This window comes from Pseudomonas taeanensis MS-3 (assembly GCF_000498575.2).
Taxonomy (GTDB): Bacteria; Pseudomonadota; Gammaproteobacteria; order Pseudomonadales; family Pseudomonadaceae; genus Aquipseudomonas; species Aquipseudomonas taeanensis.
Genome location: NZ_AWSQ01000008.1, coordinates 1 through 21015 on the forward strand (window position 1 = coordinate 1; position 21015 = coordinate 21015).

The window sequence follows — 21015 nt, forward strand, 5'->3', positions numbered from 1 at the left end:
CTACGACCAATTGGTTAAAAGACAATTGGCCCGGGAGCGTCTAGGAAGGGTCTCTAAGAACCCGCAGAAGCCCGGCCAGCTAGCTGTTGCAGCCTCTAATGAATTCACATTAGAGGCGCTCTACCATGAAAACCGCATCGATCGTATCGACCAAAGGTGGCCCTGGGAAAACCACAACAGCGGCCAGCCTCGGCGCTTTTTGCGCTGATGCTGGCCTAAGAACACTCCTGATAGACCTGGACCCCGTCCAGCCCTCACTTTCCTCGTATTACCCATTACTTGAAGAAGCGCAGGGCGGAATCTACGACCTGCTCGCCTTCAACGTGACGGACTGTACCCGGATCGTTTCCAGCACCACCATCCCGAATCTGTCGCTGGTGATCTCCAACGACATCAACAACCATCTGATCAACCTTATCCTGCAAGCTCCCGACGGCCGGCTTCGCCTGGCCAACCTGATGCCGGCGTTCGAAGACCATTTCGACCTGGTCCTGATCGACACCCAAGGCGCCCGCTCGGCCATGCTGGAGATGGTTGTCCTAGCCTCCGACCTGGCTATCTCCCCTCTCCAACCGAACATGCTCACCGCCCGCGAATTCAGCCGCGGCACGATGCAGATGCTGGATGGGCTACGCGCTTATGGACGTCTGGGCTTGAACATCCCACCGGTCCGCATCGTGGTCAATTGCTTGGACCTGACCGCCGACGCCCAGATGATCTACCAGTCGGTTCGCGAGATATTCCAGGACAACCTCGAGATCAGCGTCCTGGACTGCACCATTCCTGCCGCTGTTGTGTTCCGCAACGCCGCCTCCCGTGGAATCCCGGCGCACCGGCTCGAATACCGCCAGCCATCCAACCGCCAATCTCCGTCCGCGCTCAGCATCATCCGCAGGCTGGCGATCGAAGTCTTCCCCGAGTGGCGCGACCGCTTTGAGTCCGTCACCGAGGAGACGATGGCCGCGCTGGTTAAAGGGGGGCGCTGATATGGCGAAGTCCTCCATCACCGAAGCCAAGAGCATCACTGCCGAGGCGATTCTCAAGCTTGGTCAGTTCTACAGCGCACAGGAACTGCGGGGCATGCAGTCGAAACTGACCGGAGCAGCTCGGGAAGTCCGGGCGCTGACCGGTAACAAAGGCCTGATCTCACGAATTGGCGAGTTGCTGACTCACGAGCAGCGGCAGTTGCTTTGCGATGCCGCGAGCTTGGTCGAGTCGGTAAATGCCAATCTGGAACACGCCAAGGAGAAGCGCCTTCGCGACGAAAAAGCAGCTGCAGTAAGGCTGAAAGAGCGTGACTTGCAAGCGAAGCAACTCGTGAGTGAATCGTTTCCCCTGCCTTGCGACACTCCGGAGCAGATGCTCGAAGTAATCCACCTAGGCCTGACTCTCAACCATGCCCGGGCTTTCCAGTGCTTCTACAGCCCCTGGGAGTTTTCTCAGAAGCTTCGGCAATCCGCGACTCTCCCACCTCAAACCAAGCCATTCCGAAATGACTGGGGCTTGGAGAAAGAACTCAAGAATCAGGCCTCTTACCTGCGGGACGACATCCGCAGGGAGCTTACTGATCTCCTCGCACATGACATCGACAACATGAGCGTCAAGGACAAGCACGCTGTCCTGCAAGCGAAGATCGCGGAAATCCGTACACGTGTCCTCGAGCAGGAGACCGAAACTCTTGGCGTATGGGCCACGGCCCTTGCCTCCCTGGAAAAGCGGGAGGGCGAGTAATGGACAAGCAGAAGGTCCTCAACAAAGTGGCCAAGCTCATGGCGCTGGCCAACTCGAAGGGGGCAGCCCCCAACGAGGTGGAAACCGCGCTCCGCCAAGCGCGCAGCCTGATGAAGCAGTACAACCTGGAGATCATCGAGGTTGCAGCTCACGCTGTCGATGAGGCGAGTGTGGTCACCAACACCCGCCGCGCCCCCCAAGACTGGCTGCACACACTGGCATCAATCTGCGCGACCGCCTTCGACTGCAGCCACCTTGCCTATTTCAACCCCCTGTGGGGCTGGTCGTTCAAGTTTCTCGGCAAGGGCATTTCCCCAGAACTGGCGGCTTACGCCTACTCCACCCTTCACCACCAGCTGGTCGCCGCTCGCCGTGATCATGTTGCCCAACAGAAGCGCTGCCAGCTGAAGACCAAGCGTCGGCGGGGCCAGTTGTTCGCTGAAGGTTGGCTAAGGGCCATTTCCTCCAAGGTTGCCCAGTTCGCCGACGGCATGGACGAAACGACCCGGGAGGAGATCAAGGCCTATCTGGAGATCCATCACCCCCAGTTGAAGGAAATCACCATCGAACCGCTGAAGGCCAAAGGTCACGACAGCGGATCGCTTCGTGCCGGCTGGGACCAGGGCAAAAAAGCGAACCTGCATCGCGGTGTCGCACAAGAACGCCAAGCGTCCCTGGCCTATGGAGGTGGCCAATGATGCATCTCGACCTCTCCCCTCCTCATTCGGTGGAGGCTGAACAAGGTGTCCTGGGCGGCCTGATGCTGGATAACAACACCTGGGATCTCATAGGGGACCAACTGCTTGCCGAGGACTTCTTCCGCCACGAGCACAAGATGATCTTCCAGGCTGTTGCCGGCCTCGCGACGAAAGGCCACCCGTTCGACATAGTCACGTTAGGCGAGGCGCTGGCTGAGCCGGCAGAGGTCGGGGGCCTGCCCTACCTCGTCGAACTGGCCAAGAACACCCCCTCGGTGGCCAACATCGAGCATTACGCCAACATCGTGCGCAATCGTTCGCATCTACGTCACTTGATGTCTCTGGGCTACCTCTGCTCCAGAGAAGCATCCGATCAGCAGGCGGACGCGTTCGAAGTCCAGGAGTCCGTCGAGCAAAAGCTGTTCGCCCTTGGCCAAGACCGCAGCGCTTCCGAGTTCATCAACCTCACCCAATGCATCACGAATGTCATCGAGAAGATTGATGAGCACTTCAACGGCAATGTGACGGTGACAGGTGTGCCATCCGGCCTGGGCGACCTGGATGAGCTGACAGCAGGCTTCCAACCTGCCGACCTGATCATCCTAGGTGCTCGGCCGTCGATGGGTAAAACGTCCTTGGCCCTTAACTTCGTGGATACAGCCCTGCAGAACAAGCCCCAGGAAACCGTTCAGGTTTACAGCCTGGAAATGCCGGCTGAAGCGCTGATCTACCGCTTGATGGCCATTCTGGGTCACCTCGATCTTGGCAAGCTGCTGAAAGGCCGTCTGGATGATGACGACTGGCCGCGGTTGACTGCGGCTGTCGCACGGATGCACGGCTACGGCGATCGCCTAGTCATCGACGACTCCTCCGGCCTGACGCCAACAGCCATACGGGCCAAGGCTCGCCGCGCTGCGCGCCGGTTCGGCAAGCCCGCTCTGATCCTGGTCGACTACCTGCAGTTGATGCGCTGCCCCGGGCAGGAGAACCGGGCCAACGAGATCAGCGAGATCTCGCGTGCCCTGAAGGCCTTGGCCAAGGAGATGAACTGCCCCGTCGTCGCCCTCTCCCAGTTGAACCGGGACCTGGAGCGCCGCCCGAACAAGCGCCCCATCAACGCGGATCTCCGTGACAGCGGCGCCATCGAACAGGACGCTGACGTGATCATGTTCGTCTACCGCGACGAGGTCTACCACCCAGAAACCGAGTTCAAGGGCATCGCCGAAATAATCATCGGTAAGCACCGCAACGGCCCCACTGGGACGGTGCGCACCGCGTTCATTCCTCACCAGACCCGCTTCGCGAATCTCAGTGCCAGCAGCGATTGGCAAGGAGTCCATGCATGACCACCACCGCCCTAACACCGCTGACGCACCATTGCCGCAATTGCGATGCCCACCATCCGCGCCATCAGGTTCGCCAGTGCATTCCTGCCGAGAACACGCCTGAAGGTGAGGTCGAGGTGCTGGTCTGCCCGATTTGCGGTAGCTACGACCTCGAGCAGCTGCAGGAGGTCGGTCATGCACAGTAGCGCAGCCCACTTCCCGTCAATCCCAGCCAGCGTCCCTTTCGACACCTCGGCAGTTGCCCATGCCCACCGTGTCGGTGTGAATGCCTTCGAGCTCGATGCAATTGCACAAGTGATCAACCGGCTGACCCGCGACGACAACACCGTAGTGCCGGCGAGCATGCAAGCCGACCTGACCGAACTTCAGGAGCTCGGCTACGTCGAGCTGTCTCCAAACACCAGCGGAACGGTGTCGGTCAATCTGCTTTGCCCTAGTGCTCTCCTGTCGAGTTACTTCTGGTCGGTCTGGGTGCCACGTCACCTGCTGGATCGCGCCTTGAAGGTGTCTGTTCTGCCCTACCTCGACGCCCAGTCAGAGGTGCAGCACTGCACCGTGGTGTTCCGCATTCCTGGCCCCCGCGAGGCAACCCGCGAGTTCCTGACGGACTTGAGCACGAAGTTCCCTGGCCATGAACCCGAGATCATCGCCATCCAGGTCGGCAACGGCCTGGAGGACAAGGAGCGGACGGAATGAGTACCGACCCAGCTTCGCGACCAGTTGACGTGCCATTGAATCGAACCCGACCGAATTTGGAGATTGCCATGGCCAACAAGCCGCAACGCAAAGAAGAAGAGAAGTTCGTCGTCCGCTTGCCTGCTGGCATGCGCGACCGGATAGCCATCAAAGCCCGCGTCAACTCACGTTCGATGAACGCCGAGATCGTTCATCGCCTCGAGCGGGCTACCGAGCTCGAGGTCGAGCTGGAGCGCGCGCACCAGGTCATCGACAGGCTGCTGTCCGGCTCGAAGGCAACAACTGCTGAAGCTCTGGAGTCCAGAACATGACAAAGCCCACCGTAGCCTCCCTGAAGGACAAACTTCTGCAGCCCGGCTTTCAGCCGCTGTCTCCCGCAGCCCAGCGTTTCAGCGATCCGATCGCCGACACCCCGATGGTGCTGACCCTGGACGATATCCTTCCCTACGACTCGAACCCCAGGACCACCCGCAATCCGAAGTATGCGGAAATCAAGGAGTCGATCCGGCAACGCGGGTTGGACGCCTCGCCCCCAGTCACCCGGCGCCCCGGGGAAGATAAGTACCGCATTCGCAACGGTGGCAACACGCGACTGGCCATCCTTAATGAGCTCTACCGCGAGACCGGCGACGAGAAGTACTTCCGCTTCAACTGCCTGTTCCGCCCCTGGGATCAGGCCCGCGGCGAAATCATCGCACTGACCGGTCACCTGGCGGAAAACGATCTGCAGGGCCAGCTCATGTTCATCGAGCGGGCTGTTGGGATCGACAAAGCTAAAGCCCTCTATGAGGAAGAGGCAGGCAAACCCATTTCCCAAAGTGAATTAGCCCGCCGTCTAAGCGCTGATGGCTATCCGGTCTCCCAGCCCCACATCAGCAAGATGCAGGACACCATCCGGCACTTACTCCCGGCTATCCCAGGGGTACTTTACTCGGGGCTAGGAGTTGACCGAATCAGCAAGCTGCTATCGCTACGCAAGACTGCACTGCAGTGCTGGGAGCGCCACAACAAAGATGAAAGCATCGAGTTCGAGATGCTGTTCCAGGATGTCCTGGCCCAGTTCGAGGGTGACGCCGAGGAATTCCTGTCCCAGCGTTTCCAGGACGAGCTGATCGCCCAGATGAAGACACCGCTGGGCATGGGCTATGAGGCCATTCTCCTGGATATTACCCAGAACCAGGATCAGCTTCGACGCTCTACCCCGGTGGTGAGTCTGCCTCAGACGCTACCCCCTTCCCCACAGCCGGAAGCAGATATCCAGCAACCGCTCGCGCCACCGGCGCCGAGCACAACAGAGCTGCCGCAGAACGCCCAAGGCAATGGCCTGGAGCCCGAGTTACCCGGCACCCACAGCCAGGATGGGAGCGCTACACCTCCACCGACCAACGAGGCCCCTGCTCGCCAACAGCGGAAAGTTGCGCCGCCACCTGTAGAGCAGATGACCCAGGATGAGCGTCAAGCACGGGTCGACGGTCATGTGGCCAGCCCGGTTACGACCTCGCCTCGCGTCCAGCAGATGAAGCAAAAGCTGGCCGCCTTGGATGGCGAGGTTCTGCCCGACTTCAATGCGAACGCCCTGGTGTCCATCCCTGTGCAGGCAGGAGGTCTGCACCCCATTTCAGACCTCTGGTACATCGAGCGCGACATCGACACGCCAGACGTCCTGCGTCAGCACATTGCCGAACTGGCCCGTGAGATCGCCAGTTCGGTGGACGCCCCGGGCGAGTTCGTCGACGTAGCGGGTGGGATCGGCTTCCGCTATCGCCATCCGGCGGAAGATGTCGAAGTCACTGCTACAGCCCAACACACCCTGACGCTGCTTCAGTCCCTCAGTGGCTCGATGAGCATCGCCCTGAAGATGCTCGAGGAGCACCCCGAACAGAAGGACGCGCTAGGCGAATTCGAGTTCGCTGCAGGCCTCGGCCAGATACTGCTGGGCCAGCCCCTTGCCAAGGACCAGAACCCTGGCGACTTCGGCCGACTGAGCGACGGCGCATTGGTGAAGCTATTTCGCATCGTCCGCCTCGCGCGTCGCCTGATCGACCTGGAAATCCAGGCGTTCAACGGCACAACACCACCAACCGACAGCTGAGTACGGACAATCGCAGGAGGGAGTCGCAATGTCCAAATCACCGATCAACGAGGCCATCCTGTCGCAGGTGCTCAATCACATGCGCAATGGTCAGCTCAGGCGGTGCATTGAGATGGGATTGGAGCCAGAGATTCTGGCCCAGCTCCAGCAACCCGCGGTGCTGAGCCTTCTCCTCAACACCCCTGTGTCTTGGTGCCACGTCACCATCGACACGGAGATGGTGAAAAAGCTGCTCACCGGCGCCGAACGCTCTGACGAAGAACTACGCATGATTGAGCGCGCGCTCCGTCTAGGTGCCACTACGACCATGCTGCAACAGTTTTTCGGCCTGTCTCCACAGGATGTGGCGCTGCAACGCCTCATGATGGGCGTCCGTGTTCGTCGCGGTCGCTGGCGGGAGTTCAGTGAAGACCAGGACGCCCTGCTCTGGTACCGCTGGACCCACCTGATGAAAGAGCACCAGGTCGAGATCAAGGACAGCCTGGCCATGCTCGACATCGCCATGATGGTGGCCGAGGAGCTGAACACCCCCCAGGAGCCGGAGGCCGAAGACAGTACCGAAAGCCTCAGCCTGGCCATCATCTGGAACCGTATCCAGACCTGGATCAACGAAGGTTTATACCCTCCATCCCGGGAGAACTCTTGGAAGCCCAGAAAACTTCACTTGGTCGCTTCCCAGGCGCAACGGCAACAGCAGCTTGCATTGGCCTCGGTGGAAGGTGACCCCGACCTATGAAGCTTTCGCGGTTTCCTATTTCTACGCTCCTGGACTCGGCCACGGGACACCTCGAGGCCCATTTGCTTCAAAAGAAGGAGAAGGCAGCAGCCGGGGCCACCTCCCCCTCTTCTTACTCCGGCATCATCTTCAGCGGGAACCCTCACGAGACGGTGCCCCGTCGTTTGCTGCTGGATGACCGGCTGACGCCTCTGGAGCGCAATGCCTGGCAGGTATTCCGTCTTCTGGTCAATGAGGATGGCATCACAGCCTTCCCGACCTACGACCAGCTTCGCCCCTACCTGGGCATGCACCCGGGCAAACTCGCCTCGCGGGAAACCATCGCCAAGGCGCTGACGGTCCTCCGCCTGACCCGCTGGCTCAGTTTGGGCCGTCGAGTACGCAACGACCTCAGCGGACAGGTCCAGGGCAATGTTTACTTGCTTCACGATGAGCCCGTCAGCCCGGCCGAGGCGCTGGAGTTCGACAGGGACTACATGCAGTTGCTCGGCCAATCCATGGAACACCCCAATCGTGCGATCCGCGAAGTGGCCGAGATCACCTGGCGTGAATTCGCCAGCGACCACGATGTTGGCCGGCGCCTACCCTCCCGCATGGAAACGGTTGAGGACCGTTTGAACAGCCAGCAGTGGGCAATCGAAAGCAACCTGGCAGCGCTGCCAGCACCTGATTTCGGATTCCGAACTCNNGAGTTCGGAATCCGAAATCAGTGACAACTCAGCGAATCAAGGCACTCTGGCCCTCAGTTCGGAATCCGAAATCAGCCAGAAATCACAGCGTTCGGCCTTAGTTCGGAATCCGAACTCATATAGTACGTATACAAATACACACCATGATGTATGTAAAAGCTCTGTACCGCGCGCAGAGCCAGACGCCATGGCTCGGTGGCTGATCGGCCTGGAACGCTTGCCATCGGAGCAGAAGTTGAAGGCAGTGAGTGCCATGCAGCGAGTGCCTACCGAGTTACGGCCCGCTGTCATCGAGCAATGGCTGCATCGCTGCGACACCGGTGGGGTTCGCAACCCTTTGGGCTACTTGCTCAGCTGCGTTCAGCGGGCGATTCGTGGTGAGTTCAACATTGACTGGCGACCCGAGACCTCCCTACCTCCAGCGGGCCCGACACCAGGCGCAGTAGCTGCTGCTGGATCCCCAGTACATCCCCCAACCCGGAGCGGTGCGGCAACTGCTGCGGTTGCGGCTGCGGTCAGAACACCTGACACGGTGCGAACGGCCAGGGAGCAGCTCAATGCGATGCAGCACCTGCTGAAGCCGCGGCTGGTCAGCACAAACCAGACGTGAACAACCAGAGTCAATCATGCAATCGAAGAGGAGCAACAGAATGGAAAACGATAGGGCCAAGCTGATCAGATTCGGCTTGAAGGGCATGGCGGTGGATCTGCTGGGATTGCTGCTGGGGGCACCACTGATGATCCTCGCTTTGGTAGTGATCCTGATATGCGTCTATGTGGTGGTGGCAAGCTTTGCTGGGATCGCGGAATTCCACCCCCTGCAAATTTTCTGGGCAAACACGGTTGTGGCGGTGGTAGTGACAGTGATGCTGTATGCCGCCGCCACCCACCTTCACCGCTCACTCCCGGATGTGCTGATGAAACGAGGCAAAGCATACGAGCGGGCGAAGAACGTGGCATTGGCACGGAAGCGTTTGACGTCTCGTGATGCCTATACCGATCCGCGTCGCAATATCTGACCCAGTTCAGTGATCCGGGCATCGGTGCCGACGGGCAGCCAGGTGTTTCGGCCCGCGACACTCCGACCATGACTAGGCAGCGGTGCTGACAGGCAACTGAGCTATTCGGCCCGAATAGCTCCAGCCAGGACCAGGCAGCGGTGCCGACAGGCAACCGAGTTATTCGGCCCGAATAGCTCCAGCCAGGACCAGGCAGCGGTGCCGACAGGCAACTGAGCTATTCGGCCCGAATAGCTCCAGTCAGGACCAGGCAGCGGTGCCGACAGGCAGCCGGGTGGTTTCACTGGAACCACTTCTCTATATAAGAAGCAGCACCGCTTCCCATTCATAAAGAGGCAACAACAAATCCCCTTCCGTCGGGCTATGGATTTCTTGCTGCGGCCGTAGCGACCGAATTGCAGCATGGGCGCGAACTTCCCTGTAAGGAAAACCCGCACCATGGCTGACAACTACCGGCTCAACATTGGCTCCCTGCGGAGCGATGTGCAGCTCACCCTCCACACGCACCACGCTGCCCGCATCTGGATGGGGCGGCCCAAGAATGAGCAGAAGCCGGGAATCATTGGCCTGTCCGGCTTCTGCTCCATCATCAACCGCATGACTCGCGGCGCCACCCAGGACGATCCCTACTCCGACTGGTGGATGATCCAACTAGAGGACAAGATCAATGAGTCCGACACCGCGCTGAAGGATATCGACCAACGGCTGGATGACGTGATGGCGAACCTGCCACCCGCGATCAGCATCAGCAACAACCTGTCGATCCAGCCGGTCAGGCTTCCCCTCTATATTTCCAACCCCCTCGGGTTCAAGGCCGTCTACCTGCTGACCTCCTATGACGAGATCGTTCGACGCATCCTGCTGGCCCAGCACGTCGGTCTGATAGGCCGCCGAGACATGGAGTTGTGGATCGACGAAGGTGCTGCCGTGCTCCGCAAACTCTTCGGGCTGGCACAGATCTACCGCTACTCGGGGGCCTGCCGTGACGACTTCGCCGCGAACAATGCGAAGGCTGAAGCAGCTCGCAAGATGTACGAACGTCACGGCGAGATTCCCCAGGACATCCTGGAGGGCACTCGCCGCTCCACGTTCGCTCCGCCGATCACTCGCGGACAGCCAGAAAACGAGTCGCCGGAGCCGTTCTCCGATGACATCGGCGACGGCGAGGACTGATCGGTATGTGGCAGATCGACTCCTCCAACGAGGCACTGCAACAGACTGCCTTCCGGCCACTGCAACAGGATGCCTTTCAGAGGCTGCAACAGGGTGCCTCACTAAAGGGCCTTTTAAAGCCCTTTAAAGGTAAGGGGGAGCTGGCCCAGTTTGCGGAGCAATGCCGCGTGCTGGAGGTGGGTTTGAAAGAGCTTGCCCAGGGTGTGCTGGCCCAGGTTCGGCGCCATCCCTTCACCCTCCTGCCCGTCCGCTTGACCGAGCAGAACACCCAGGCCGGCACCATGTTCCTGCGCTGGCAGCACGTCGCCACTCGCAGGATGGGTGTCGGCGTCTGGGCGGAGATGGTCGGCTATCCCAAGACACCAATACCGATGCTGCAGGACCTCTACGCCCTGGAGCTGCAGCGCATCACCCTCAACATGCAGATCAGCCTGATCCACTCCATCGGCAAACAGGCCGCCGAGTGCGCCGAGAAGATGGGCCAGGCCGAGGCCGTGCTCATGGAGCGGCTGCAGCAGGGCACCAACCTCATGCAACACAACTAACCGGAGAACGTTCATGGGTACATCCGTACAAAGCTGGGAAGGCAACATCGGCTCCGCGCCGGAGTTCAAGGAATTCCCCAACGGCAACAAGGAGCCGCGGCGCTTGCTGCGGCTCAATGTCTACTTCGACAACTCGGTGCCGGACGGCAATGGCGGTTACGAAGACAAAGGAGGTTTCTGGGCCAACGTCGAGTGGTGGCACAAGGACGCTGAAAGCTACTCGCGCCTGTTCCAGAAAGGCATGCGCGTGACTGTGTCAGGTCGTGCGGTTATGGATCGCTGGGAGAACAACGAGGGCGAGTTCGAAGCGCTGAAGATCCAGGCCAGTCGGGTCGGCATGCTCCCGCACCGCATCACGGCGGTTACGCTGAGTGCTTCGCAGGGTGCAAATGGTCAGCAGGGCAATCGGCCACAACCCCAACTGCCGCTCAACGCCGATCAGGATGCCTATCCCGATCCAGACGAGCCCCTCTGATAGGGGCTTAATTTCGGCCCATTCGGGAAGCTGGTGGTGGTGGGGGGAGACGGTTCATCGTCGCCCCCTTCTCATTTCTGGAACCTTTGGGCAGTTGCAACATGCAGGTAGATGAAGATATGGGAAATCCCAGAGGCTGGCTGCTGGTGTCAACGGACCACTCGGTGCTCGGCCTGTTGTACTGGTGTTACTCGGCTCGACATGCGCCCAGGTAAAAATCGCGCCATTCGGGAAATTCTCGCTGATTGGTAGCTTTCTCATCGGCGAACCGTGGCAGCGGCTGTAGAATTCTGGCGGTCACTAAAAAATCGCCCAAGCGTGACGCTACCGTTCGACTGACTTGCTCATCGGGAGACTATGTCCATGCGGGACTCGATCAAGATGCAGAAGCCAGCAGACAGGCGTCGGCTCAATAACCCCCATCGTGCCGTGGTAGCTGCCGGTGCCGAGGCCGCCCGGAAAGGGCTACCGGTGCATGCCTGCCCATATAGTCATCCTGCAATGAGGGCGTCCTGGCTGAAAGGGTTTGCCCAGGCACAGCAGCTGTCGCTGGACCTCTAGCCCCTGAAAAGCTCCCCTTTCCCGGTGACCATTTCCAGTTGAAGCTCCTCCCTTGCTACCGCGACAGTCGGTCTCTGGCAAATCGAGAGGGGTATCCCATGAAGCTGTTGATCATCGAGGCACCCGGCAAGCTGAAGAAGCTGCAGCCGATGATGAAGAAGCTGCGCCCAGGTGAAGACTGGCAGGTGATCGCCAGCGGCGGTCACATCCGCGACCTCCCGGCCAAGGGCCAGGACGACACGATGATCACCACTGGCGTGCGCAAGAACTACGCCCCGGTCTATGAAGTCCTGGAGAAAAGCTCGCGGAATGTGCGAGCCATAAAGGCTGCGGCGAAACAGGCGAACGAAATCTACCTGGCCACTGACCCGGATCGCGAGGGCGAAAGCATCGCCTGGCACATCCAGCAGGTGCTGGGAGTCAAAGACTACAAGCGCATCACCTTCAACGAGATCACCCTCAAGCGTGTCCAGGAGGCCTTGGCCAATCCGCGGCAGATCGACCTGAACAGGGTTGCCTCGCAGGAGTGTCGCCGTGTCCTGGATCGATTGGTGGGCTACCTGGTGACCCAGGAACTCCGCCGTTTGATGGGCAAACCCACCTCGGCCGGGCGCGTCCAGTCACCTGCCGTCTACCTGGTGGTACTGCGCGAGCGCGAGATCCGCAACTTCGTGGTAATCAACCACTTTGGCGCCCGACTGCACTTCGTCACCCCCAGCGGCAAAACTACCTGGAGCGCGGAGTGGCAGCCGGTACCGGACTTCGCCACCAAGGAACACCCCTATATCCAGGACGGCAATCTCGCCCAGTTGGTCGCCTCCACGCGCAACGTGGTGGTCGAGGTGTGTGAGGACCGTCAGTCCGAGCGGGATCCACCGGCGCCCTTCATCTCCTCGTCGCTGCAACAGGCGGCGAGCAACGCCCTGAAGTGGGATCCAGACAAGACCATGCAAGTCGCACAACGCCTCTACGAGCAAGGCGTCATCACCTATCACCGCACAGACAACCCCAACGTACCGGACGATGCGATGGAGGACATCCGCAAGGTGGCCAGCTCGCTGGGCGTGAATGCCGTCGCTGAGCGAAGGACATTCAACGCGGCAGAAGGCGCCCAAGAAGGCCACCCTGCCATCACCCCAACTTACTGGGCCGACGAAGTGGCCGGAGAGGGTCCTGAAGAGCAGGCGCTGTACAAGCTCATTCGGATCCGCGCACTGGCCAGCCAACTGGAGGCTGCCATCTACGATGTGCGCACTGCCAAGTTGCTCGCCGTAGGCCCGGATCGGAAGCCTCTGCGCTTCACCGCAACTGGCAAGACGATTTCCTATCGCGGTTGGATGAAGCTCCTACTGGGCGACGACACCGACGATGACGAGGATGCCGAGGCGGATAACCCAGTACCCACGCTCTCCCCGAAACAGATCCTCCCGGTCCACAGCGGCGAGCTGCTGAAGAAGAAAACCCAGCCACCGGCGCGATACTCCAAGGCCAGCCTGATCAAGGAGATGGAGCGCCGCGGCATCGGCCGTCCGAGCACCTTTGCCTCGATCATGAAGAACATCACCAGCAAGGGCCTGATCGAGGAGAAGAGTCGCAAGCTGGTCCCGGCCGGCCTGGGAGAGGAGACGATCGCGCGGCTGGAAGGGTTCTTCAGTTTCGTCGAGCTCGGCTTCACACGGGAACTGGAGCGCGACCTGGACAAGATCGCCCAGGGCCAGGACACCTACGGCGCTGTGGTCTCCCGGCTGCACAAGCGCCTCGAGGCGGAACTGTCGAAACAGCGAGGGCTACCCAGCGTGCCGATGCAATCGTCCCGGCCGGCCGCGACGCCGAGCTCCGAATTCAAATGCGGCAAGTGCGGTCAACCCCTCGCAAGGCGCCAGAAAAAGGGGGAAGGCGGTTACGACTTCTGGGGCTGCACCGGCTACAAGTCCAGTGGATGCAAGGTCAGCTACCCCACCTTGAGCGGCAAGCCGAACTTCGACAAGCCCAAGGGGCTGTAGCTGCAGGCGCAATTTTCCGCGTAAAGGCTGCTGCGGTGCGAGAAATCTGCCCTAGCCCAAGTACGCATTTGCCATAGAAACCAAGGATCTGGAAGGCCGACATTGCCATGCGCTTACAGAGGAGTAGACGCATGGCAACACAGGAGACGCCTTCGGCATCGGATCAGACCTTGCTTGATCCCACCCTGCAGAACTACTCGAAACAGCAGATCGCTGTCGCAAACAACTGGGCGGACCACTTCCGGTTGCTGCCTCAGCAATGGATCATCCAGCAGCAGGGCAATGCATGAGCCGACCACGCCTGATGAATCGGCGGCCGGAGCTGCTGGGCAATGCCATCTTCGACGGGTATGACTTCGGTCTGCAGTTGCAGTTCGTAGAGGGCGCCAACCGTCTTCTCCTCGAGCGCGATGGCTTCTACATGCGCCGGTCGGAACACCCGCTCTACCGCTACTGGCGGTTGCCCAAAGGCAAGCTGCTGGCCGAGCTGGACCTGCTCTTCCATAGCCTCATAGAGCTGGTCGACGGGCGTTACGCTGAATCCTGGAAGTCGTTCTGCCAGAAACTGGAAGCCGCCCAGGCCTCGCCCGATCGGCAAGCGTTCACCTGGGGTCTGGTCTTCCGTATCGCCCCACTCGCGCACGGCGGCATTCTCCTGTCCGGCGACTACCACCCCGGGATGGTGGCGGTGGCCAGGCGCATGCGGGGAATCTTCCTTGGGCAATCCCGCTCCTGGAGGATCGACGCTTCTGCGGAGCTGGTCCGCAGCAACCTGATCCTGGAACTGGGCCTGTCCGAGGAGCAATTCGAGATCCTGGACACGGTCCAGGAACTGCTCAGTGATGGGACCGTCGCCCCAGTCGAGTCCATCACGCGCATCAGCCTGGGCGGCCCGGCCCAGGAGCAGGTCGCGAAGGCTTCCGAGGACGAGACCTCAGCTGACGTCTACCTGGCGGCCGTGCCCTCCATCGAGCGCACCGAGTACACCGACGCGCAGATCGAGAAGGCTCTATTGAGCTACTCGCTGCTGGATCATCAGCCCGCCGGCATCCGTCATCTGTTACAGCGGACCAGCGCCCTCCTGGCCGACGACATGGGCCTGGGCAAAACCCGTCAGGCGGTAATCGCCGCCGCGATCCGCGCCGGCGACCGACCGATCCTGGTCGTCACCCTGTCCTCCTTGCTGATCAACTGGCAACGCGAGATTCAGGTCGTCTATCCGGATGCCGTTGTCGCCCTGCAGGTCTTCGATGCCTTGGCGAAGTGGATGGTGATCAACTACGAGCGCTTGGGCGATTACGTCCTACAGGCGGACCACTTCGTCGTCATGGTCATCGATGAAGCCCATCGGCTGAAGGAACCCACAGCGATGTGGACACGCCACGGCTTCGACATTGCGGCTAAGGTCCCGAGTCGCTATCTGCTGACCGGCACGCCGGTGCTCAACCGCGAAACCGAGCTGCACACCCTGCTGCGCCTATCCGGCCACCCGGTCGGCCAACTGCCTCTGAAGGAGTTCTGCGAGCAGTTCGCCGGCAGCCCGGAGTTCCGCAAGGATCTGCGCGATGCCATTGGTGACTGGATGCTCCGCCGGCGCAAGGACGTGCTACCCGGGCTAAAGGGCAAGCAGCGGCAGACGCTGTCGGTGGCGCTCTCCGAGGAGGAGCGCCGCCAGTACGACCGCATCCGCCTCGAGGACCGCCCGATCTTCGCCAGGCTCGGCGCGCTCCGTCAGTTCCTGGAGCAAGTGAAGGTTCGCGTCATCATGGAACTGCTCGCCGAGCTCGACATCGAGGACAAGGTGATCCTGTTCTGCGAGTTCAAGGAGACCGTCAGCACCCTCCGCGAGCTCTGCGAAGTCGCTGGCTATGGCTGCGTTACCCTGATGGGCAGCGACTCGCTGGCCAAACGGCAAAAGGCGATCGACAAATTCCAGGCCGATCCGGACCCCCGTGTCTTTATCGGCACCACGTCGGCCGCAGGCACTGGCAACAACCTGACAGCGGCGAACTATGTCATGTTCCTAGGTCTGCCCTGGACGCCCGGCCTTCAGGACCAGGCAGAGGACAGGGCGTACCGTAACGGTCAACTGCGCCTTGTGGTGGTTAAGATTCCGCTGGTGGAGAACACCATCGACCAGAAGCTATGGCAGATGCTCCTGGATAAACGCCAGTTGGCCCAGGACCTGATCGAGCCCGATCCGGTCACCGAGAGCAAGGCAGCACTGGCGGAGACACTTGTTGCTTGCGCAACGGCTTGGACTTGACGCCGTTGCGCTCTATTTACAGCCAAGAGTACAAGCCGAGCAGCCTGCAAAAACTCACGACAGGCTGAAATCGGCCCAGGCTGTGTAAAAATCTATGGTCACCCCCCACTTTTGCAATACTGATCAGCGATGAGCGTTAGGCTTGCCTAAATCTATCCGGCGTCTTGGTGGAGCAAGCTCCGCGCCTCGATGAGAGTCGCGCCTGAGGATCCTGAAAACGTTGGCGGCTTCGAAAGCCAGTTTTTACATCAGGTTCTTCATCAGGCCGGTGGGCCGTTCTCGTCATCGTCTATTCAGCTATCGCAAAACCGGAAAAGGTCGTCGTGGTACTGCTCAGTCAGTAGGGTCAGGCGGTCAAGCCATCTGGCTCGGCTTCATATCGAGTGTGCTTAACGGCAATCGCCCAGGCAATGCGGGCCAGTTTGTTCGCCAGGGCGCAAGCCACCACGTTCGAGTGGCGTCGAATGAGCAAGCCCCGCACCCAAGTCGCCAATGCCCCGCGCTGATGCTCAAGTCGCATTAGATAGACTCGAGCGCACTGAACCAGCAAACGCCTGAGGTGCTTGTCACCCCGCTTGCTGATGCCCAACAGATTGGTGCGACCGCCTGTGCTGTACTGCCGGGGCACCAGCCCGAGTGATGCGGAAAAGTCGCGGCTACTGGCGTATTGCCGGCCATCGCCCATCTCGACCGCCAGCAAGCTGGCTGTGATCGGTCCGACTCCCGGCATGCTGAGCAACCGACTGCCCAAGTCATCCTCGGCTACTTGAGCCTCCAGCTGCCCCTCCAACTACTTGATCTGCTGATCCAAGTAGAGGAAGTGCTGATGCAGTCGCATCAGCAACTGCATCAGTTGCGGCGGCAACGAGTGCTCTGACAAAGTGCTCGGGAGTCGCTTCATGGTTGCCAGGCCCTTGGGCAGGCAGATGCCGAACTCCAGCAGGAAACCACGTGCCTGGTTGGTGGCCTGTGTGCGCTCACGCACCAAGGCGTCACGCATGCGATGCAAAACAGACAGCGTCTGTTGTGCCTCGGTCTTGGGTGCGACAAAACGCATGGAGGGTCTGCACGCGGCCTCGCAGATGGCCTCGGCATCCACGAAGTCGTTCTTGTTGCTCTTCACGAACGGTCTGACAAATTGCGGTGAGATCAGTTTGGCGACGTGTCCGAGCTTGTTGAGCTCCCGCGCCGTGAAGTGGGCTCCGGCACAGGCCTCCATGACCACCGTGCAGGCTGGCAGATTGCCGAAGAGTCGCATCATCTGCAGTCGCGAGAGTTTCTTGCGAAAGATCGCCCGGCCTGCCCCATCCTGACCATGCAGATGGAAGCTGTGCTTGCCGAGATCGATACCCACCAGTGCAACTTTGTTCATGGCGATGGCCTCCGAGATAAACCCCGCGAGAGCATAGCCCTCGCGGGGTGTGGGGGTGACCATCCCATTACGTTGGCATCGACCTTGCTATGATTTGATGGATTTGAAATTAGTGGGAGACGCCAATGAAGCGTTTTATCCAGGGAGAGCATCGAGGCCAAAGCACGCTGCTTCCCGAGAGCCTGGATGACTATGTGGCGGACACCAACCCGGTGCGGGTGGTCGATGTTTTCGTCGATGAACTCGACCTTGGCACGCTGGGTTTTGAAGGTGTCGTCCCGGCTGAAACAGGTCGGCCCGCTTACCATCCTGCCGACCTCCTGAAGATCTACATCTACGGCTACCTCAATCGTATCCAGTCCAGTCGCCGTCTCGAACGCGAGGCTCAGCGCAACGTTGAGTTGATGTGGCTGACCGGACGGTTGATGCCGGACTTCAAGACCATCGCTAACTTCCGCAAGGATAACGGCTAGGCAATCCGCGGCGTCTGTAGGCAGTTCGTGGTGCTGTGCCAGCAGCTTGGCCTGTTCTCTGAAGCGCTTGTGGCCATCGATGGCAGCAAGTTCAAGGCGGTCAACAACCGCGACCGCAACTTCACCAGCGCCAAGCTTCAGCGGCGAATGGAGGAGATCGAGTCCAGCATCAATCGCTACCTGAGCGCACTGGATACTGCAGATCGTCAGGAACCTGCCGTGGCGCAGGTCAAAGCCGAACGCCTCCACGACAAGATCGCGACCTTGAAAACGAAGCTGCAGGAACTCAAGGAAATCGAGGTTCAGCTCAACGAAACACCGGATAAACAGATCTCCCTGACCGATCCCGATGCCCGTTCGATGAAGACGCGAGGCACCGGAGTGGTCGGCTACAACGTGCAGGCGGCGGTCGACGCGAAGCACCACCTGATCGTGACGCACGAGGTCACGAACAACGGAGTTGATCGAGACCAGCTGAGCTCGATGGCCAAGCAGGCGCGAGAGGCCATGGGGGTCGAGGAACTCTCGGCGGTCGCAGACAGAGGGTATTTCAAAGGCGAAGAAATCCTGGCGTGTCATGACGCTGGAATCACCGTTTTCGTACCCAAGACGCTGACCTCGGGTGCGACAGCGGCTGGCCGCTTCGGCAAAGGTGATTTCATCTATGACGCAGCCAAGAACGAGTACCGATGCCCTGCTGGGCAAAGCCTGATCTGGCGGTACTCAAGCGTCGAGAAAGGGCTGAAGCTGCACCGCTACTGGAGTTCGCACTGCCAAGGATGTGCGTTGAAAGAGCACTGTACGCCTAGCTCAGAGCGCCGAGTGAGCCGCTGGGAGCATGAGGCGGTGCTCGAGGCGATGCAGAGTCGCCTGGATCAAGCGCTCGAGATGATGCGAATCCGTCGTCAGACGGTCGAGCACCCGTTCGGCACGCTGAAGTCTTGGATGGGCGCCACCCACTTCCTCACCAAGACTCTCGACCGAGTGAGTACCGAGATGAGCCTGCATGTGCTCGCCTATAATCTCAAACTCGTGTTGAGCGTGTTGGGCAGCGGTGCCCTGATGGCAGCGATGAAGGCCTGAGGCCTGTTTTACGACTCTTACCGCCCTCCAGCAGGCGCGCCGAAGCCTAAAGTGCCATAGCCACCAGAATCACCGAATGCGCCTGATTGGGCCTCCGGCGGCCTCCTGGACGCTGAGAAAATCCCCCGGCAGTTGATTGCCATCATTTGCTGCGTTTTTACACGGTCTGGGCCAAGAGCGGCCATTCGGGTAATACTGCTTTTGTGTCTTGATGCATCGGGCAAGCAATTTTTTGGCAATTGACACGCCCCGCTATCGTGATTGCCAAGACAGGTTTCCGTTGCAATGACCAAAGATCAAGGTTGGTATCAACGTGACAGCCATCCATCCCAGGGGGAGCGAGAGTAGTGGCAAGAAACAAAGGCCTTCATTTGCCAGCGGATGGCGGAGAGGCAGAGTACCCCAGGCAGGCACTCCATCGACCTTCGCCATCACAGACCATTCAACCAGGCTAGATGCCCTTGCCCAGCAGCTTTCCGTCAACCGTCTCGCCGTACAGGTTCACGCCATCGTTGGCGTGATACTTGTCGCGAGTCTTCTCTACCGAGCCATCAATCAGGCGCGGGTCCTGAGGTCGCTCGTGACTGTTCATGAATGCCGCCACATGCCAGGCATCTTCATCCGACAAGCTGCCGCCCTTGCCCAGGGGCATGTTCTCCTTGATGAACGCAGCGGCCGTATTGATCCGATGCATGCCAGCGCCCCAATTGAACGAGTCCGCCCCCCAAAGCGGCGGGAACACATAATCGGTACCTGACTTCTGCCCTTCGCCGTTCTTGCCATGGCACACCGCGCACTGCGCGGTGTAGACCTGCTGCCCTTTAGCAAGGTCATGGCCGCCTGCGGGTTCCGGCACTTGCGGATAGGCGCGGCCTGGCAGCTCCTGAGCGATCGGTGCGCCAGTCGCGAGCCAGTACGAATAGGCCGAGAGGGCCGCGATGATTGGACCGTCCGCTTCCGGAGCCTTGCCGTTCATGCTGAACTGAAAACACCCCTGCAACCGCTCGGCGTAGGTGTTCACCTTGTCGTTCTTCTTCCGGTACGCCGGGTACATGGTGTACGCCGCCCACAGCGGTGCGGAGTTGGCTTTTCGCCCCTGCTCGAGGTGGCAGTTGGCGCACGCAAGGCCGTTACCGACATATTCCGGCGCACGGTTTTTTGTATCGACGAAGATGGCACGGCCCTCCTGCACCAGCTTTCCAAAGGCGTTGTCCGGGAGCTCGCTTTCCTGCGGGGGCTGAAAATACGTGCGGCTGGCGGGGTCTGCTGTGCCGATGCGAATCTGCGACTGATCCTCCATTGCGATGTCGGCCGCATGTGCAGGAATGGCAAGTGCGAACAGCAGCAAGGCGCTTGTGTGAGTTCTCATCTTCCGGCTCCTGTGTCGGTCAAGTTGGCGAAATACGCCGAGACGGCCTTGATCTCGTCCTCGGTGAGGCCACGAGCGATGTGGCCCATCAGGTCGTTGGGATCGTTCTTACGGGTGCCTTGGCGCCAGGCGATCAGCTGCGAGGACAGATACTGGGCGGATTGCCCCGCGAGTGGAGGAAAGGAATCGCCGACACCCACACCGCCAGGTCCATGACAGGAGACACATTCGGGGATGTTGCGCTCCCATGCGCCACGCAGTGCCAGTGTTTCTCCAAGGCCTTGAGCCGCAGCCGTGCGGCCGATTCGCTCGACGTCGGGTCGCGGCTTGTTGGCGAGCATCGTGGTGACGGCGTCCGCTTCCTCGGGACTCAAGGCGGCAGCGATCGATTGCATGATCGGATTGGCGCGTTCACCGGAAGCGAAATCGGCCAGCTGTCTTTGCATGTAGACGGCGGACAAACCGGCAAGTCGCGGAAATCCGGCTGCGGCCATGCCCTCAGCCTCGGCACCATGGCAGGTGACGCACGCCATCGCGGCAGTATTGGCGCCGCCTTTGCCATAGACAGCGGTCGGATCTGCCGCCTGGGCAGACACGGATATCGCTAAAAGCAGCCCTGCCAGGGGCCAGCGAGAGACGTTCATGTAGCCTCCACATCATTATTGTTTTAGGTATTGGCACTGGCCGC

At 60.2% G+C, this 21015-nt stretch carries 19 protein-coding genes and 3 pseudogenes; 19 read left to right on the top strand and 3 right to left on the bottom strand.

Annotation, left to right across the window (positions count from 1 at the left end; translation table 11 throughout):
* The first annotated feature begins 125 nt into the window (after positions 1–125).
* The 18 genes and pseudogenes from TMS3_RS19770 to TMS3_RS19850 all read left to right on the top strand — a co-directional run bounded on the left by TMS3_RS19770 (position 126) and on the right by TMS3_RS19850 (position 16030).
* Positions 126–986, top strand: a complete 861-nt coding sequence (locus TMS3_RS19770; RefSeq protein ID WP_025167030.1) for a ParA family protein — start codon at positions 126–128, stop codon at positions 984–986.
* 1 nt (position 987) lies between these two features.
* A complete protein-coding gene (locus TMS3_RS19775; RefSeq protein ID WP_025167031.1) occupies positions 988–1731 on the top strand; it encodes a hypothetical protein in 744 nt (247 codons plus the stop codon).
* Positions 1731–2429, top strand: a complete 699-nt coding sequence (locus TMS3_RS19780) for a DUF2786 domain-containing protein (RefSeq protein WP_025167032.1) — start codon at positions 1731–1733, stop codon at positions 2427–2429. The genes TMS3_RS19775 and TMS3_RS19780 overlap by 1 nt, the downstream gene beginning before the upstream one ends.
* Entirely contained in the window at positions 2426–3775 is a 1350-nt protein-coding gene (gene dnaB / locus TMS3_RS19785) for a replicative DNA helicase (protein WP_025167033.1), read from the top strand. The genes TMS3_RS19780 and dnaB overlap by 4 nt, the downstream gene beginning before the upstream one ends.
* Positions 3772–3960, top strand: coding sequence for a hypothetical protein (locus TMS3_RS19790; RefSeq protein ID WP_025167034.1), 189 nt, complete (start codon positions 3772–3774; stop codon positions 3958–3960). The genes dnaB and TMS3_RS19790 overlap by 4 nt, the downstream gene beginning before the upstream one ends.
* The gene (locus TMS3_RS19795; RefSeq protein ID WP_025167035.1) at positions 3950–4471 is read left to right on the top strand and encodes a hypothetical protein; all 522 of its coding nucleotides are present in this window, start codon (positions 3950–3952) and stop codon (positions 4469–4471) included. The genes TMS3_RS19790 and TMS3_RS19795 overlap by 11 nt, the downstream gene beginning before the upstream one ends.
* Positions 4472–4539: 68 nt before the next feature.
* Positions 4540–4782: an Arc family DNA-binding protein gene (locus tag TMS3_RS19800; protein ID WP_025167036.1), complete on the top strand. Its 243-nt coding sequence runs from the start codon at positions 4540–4542 to the stop codon at positions 4780–4782.
* Entirely contained in the window at positions 4779–6563 is a 1785-nt protein-coding gene (locus TMS3_RS19805) for a ParB family protein (RefSeq protein ID WP_025167037.1), read from the top strand. Before TMS3_RS19800 ends, TMS3_RS19805 begins: the two co-directional genes overlap by 4 nt.
* Positions 6564–6591: 28 nt before the next feature.
* On the top strand, positions 6592–7299 hold the full coding sequence (locus tag TMS3_RS19810; RefSeq protein ID WP_025167038.1) for a DUF2857 domain-containing protein: 708 nt from the start codon (positions 6592–6594) through the stop codon (positions 7297–7299).
* Positions 7296–8598: pseudogene (locus TMS3_RS19815) on the top strand (STY4528 family pathogenicity island replication protein). The gene TMS3_RS19810 and the pseudogene TMS3_RS19815 overlap by 4 nt, the downstream one beginning before the upstream one ends.
* Before the next feature lie 40 nt (positions 8599–8638).
* On the top strand, positions 8639–9007 hold the full coding sequence (locus tag TMS3_RS19820; RefSeq protein WP_025167039.1) for a hypothetical protein: 369 nt from the start codon (positions 8639–8641) through the stop codon (positions 9005–9007).
* Between the two features lie 438 nt (positions 9008–9445).
* Positions 9446–10180: a PFL_4669 family integrating conjugative element protein gene (locus TMS3_RS19825; protein ID WP_025167040.1), complete on the top strand. Its 735-nt coding sequence runs from the start codon at positions 9446–9448 to the stop codon at positions 10178–10180.
* Between the two features lie 5 nt (positions 10181–10185).
* On the top strand, positions 10186–10725 hold the full coding sequence (locus TMS3_RS19830) for a DUF3158 family protein (RefSeq protein ID WP_025167041.1): 540 nt from the start codon (positions 10186–10188) through the stop codon (positions 10723–10725).
* 13 nt (positions 10726–10738) lie between these two features.
* On the top strand, positions 10739–11200 hold the full coding sequence (locus tag TMS3_RS19835) for a single-stranded DNA-binding protein (RefSeq protein ID WP_025167042.1): 462 nt from the start codon (positions 10739–10741) through the stop codon (positions 11198–11200).
* Positions 11201–11581: 381 nt separating this feature from the next.
* Positions 11582–11761, top strand: a complete 180-nt coding sequence (locus tag TMS3_RS19840; protein ID WP_152985541.1) for an Rmf/CrpP fold protein — start codon at positions 11582–11584, stop codon at positions 11759–11761.
* Between the two features lie 98 nt (positions 11762–11859).
* Positions 11860–13764, top strand: coding sequence for a type I DNA topoisomerase (topA, locus tag TMS3_RS19845; RefSeq protein ID WP_025167044.1), 1905 nt, complete (start codon positions 11860–11862; stop codon positions 13762–13764).
* Between the two features lie 131 nt (positions 13765–13895).
* Positions 13896–14054: a hypothetical protein gene (locus TMS3_RS25360; protein ID WP_160321041.1), complete on the top strand. Its 159-nt coding sequence runs from the start codon at positions 13896–13898 to the stop codon at positions 14052–14054.
* On the top strand, positions 14051–16030 hold the full coding sequence (locus TMS3_RS19850; RefSeq protein ID WP_025167045.1) for a DEAD/DEAH box helicase: 1980 nt from the start codon (positions 14051–14053) through the stop codon (positions 16028–16030). Before TMS3_RS25360 ends, TMS3_RS19850 begins: the two co-directional genes overlap by 4 nt.
* Before the next feature lie 346 nt (positions 16031–16376).
* Here TMS3_RS19850 and TMS3_RS19855 read toward each other — a convergent pair.
* Positions 16377–17402: pseudogene (locus tag TMS3_RS19855) on the bottom strand (IS110 family RNA-guided transposase).
* Positions 17403–17527: 125 nt separating this feature from the next.
* Between TMS3_RS19855 and TMS3_RS19860 the strand changes: the two are divergent.
* Positions 17528–18958 (top strand): annotated as a pseudogene (locus TMS3_RS19860) (IS1182 family transposase).
* A gap of 451 nt (positions 18959–19409) precedes the next feature.
* On the opposite strand, the gene TMS3_RS19865 reads toward TMS3_RS19860, so the two are convergent.
* Together TMS3_RS19865 and TMS3_RS19870 are read right to left on the bottom strand one after the other, a co-directional pair.
* A complete protein-coding gene (locus tag TMS3_RS19865) occupies positions 19410–20327 on the bottom strand; it encodes a c-type cytochrome (RefSeq protein WP_025167046.1) in 918 nt (305 codons plus the stop codon).
* Positions 20324–20971 (bottom strand): c-type cytochrome, encoded by a 648-nt coding sequence (locus TMS3_RS19870; RefSeq protein ID WP_025167047.1) that lies wholly within the window; start codon positions 20969–20971, stop codon positions 20324–20326. The genes TMS3_RS19865 and TMS3_RS19870 overlap by 4 nt, the downstream gene beginning before the upstream one ends.
* Between the last annotated feature and the right edge of the window lie 44 nt (positions 20972–21015).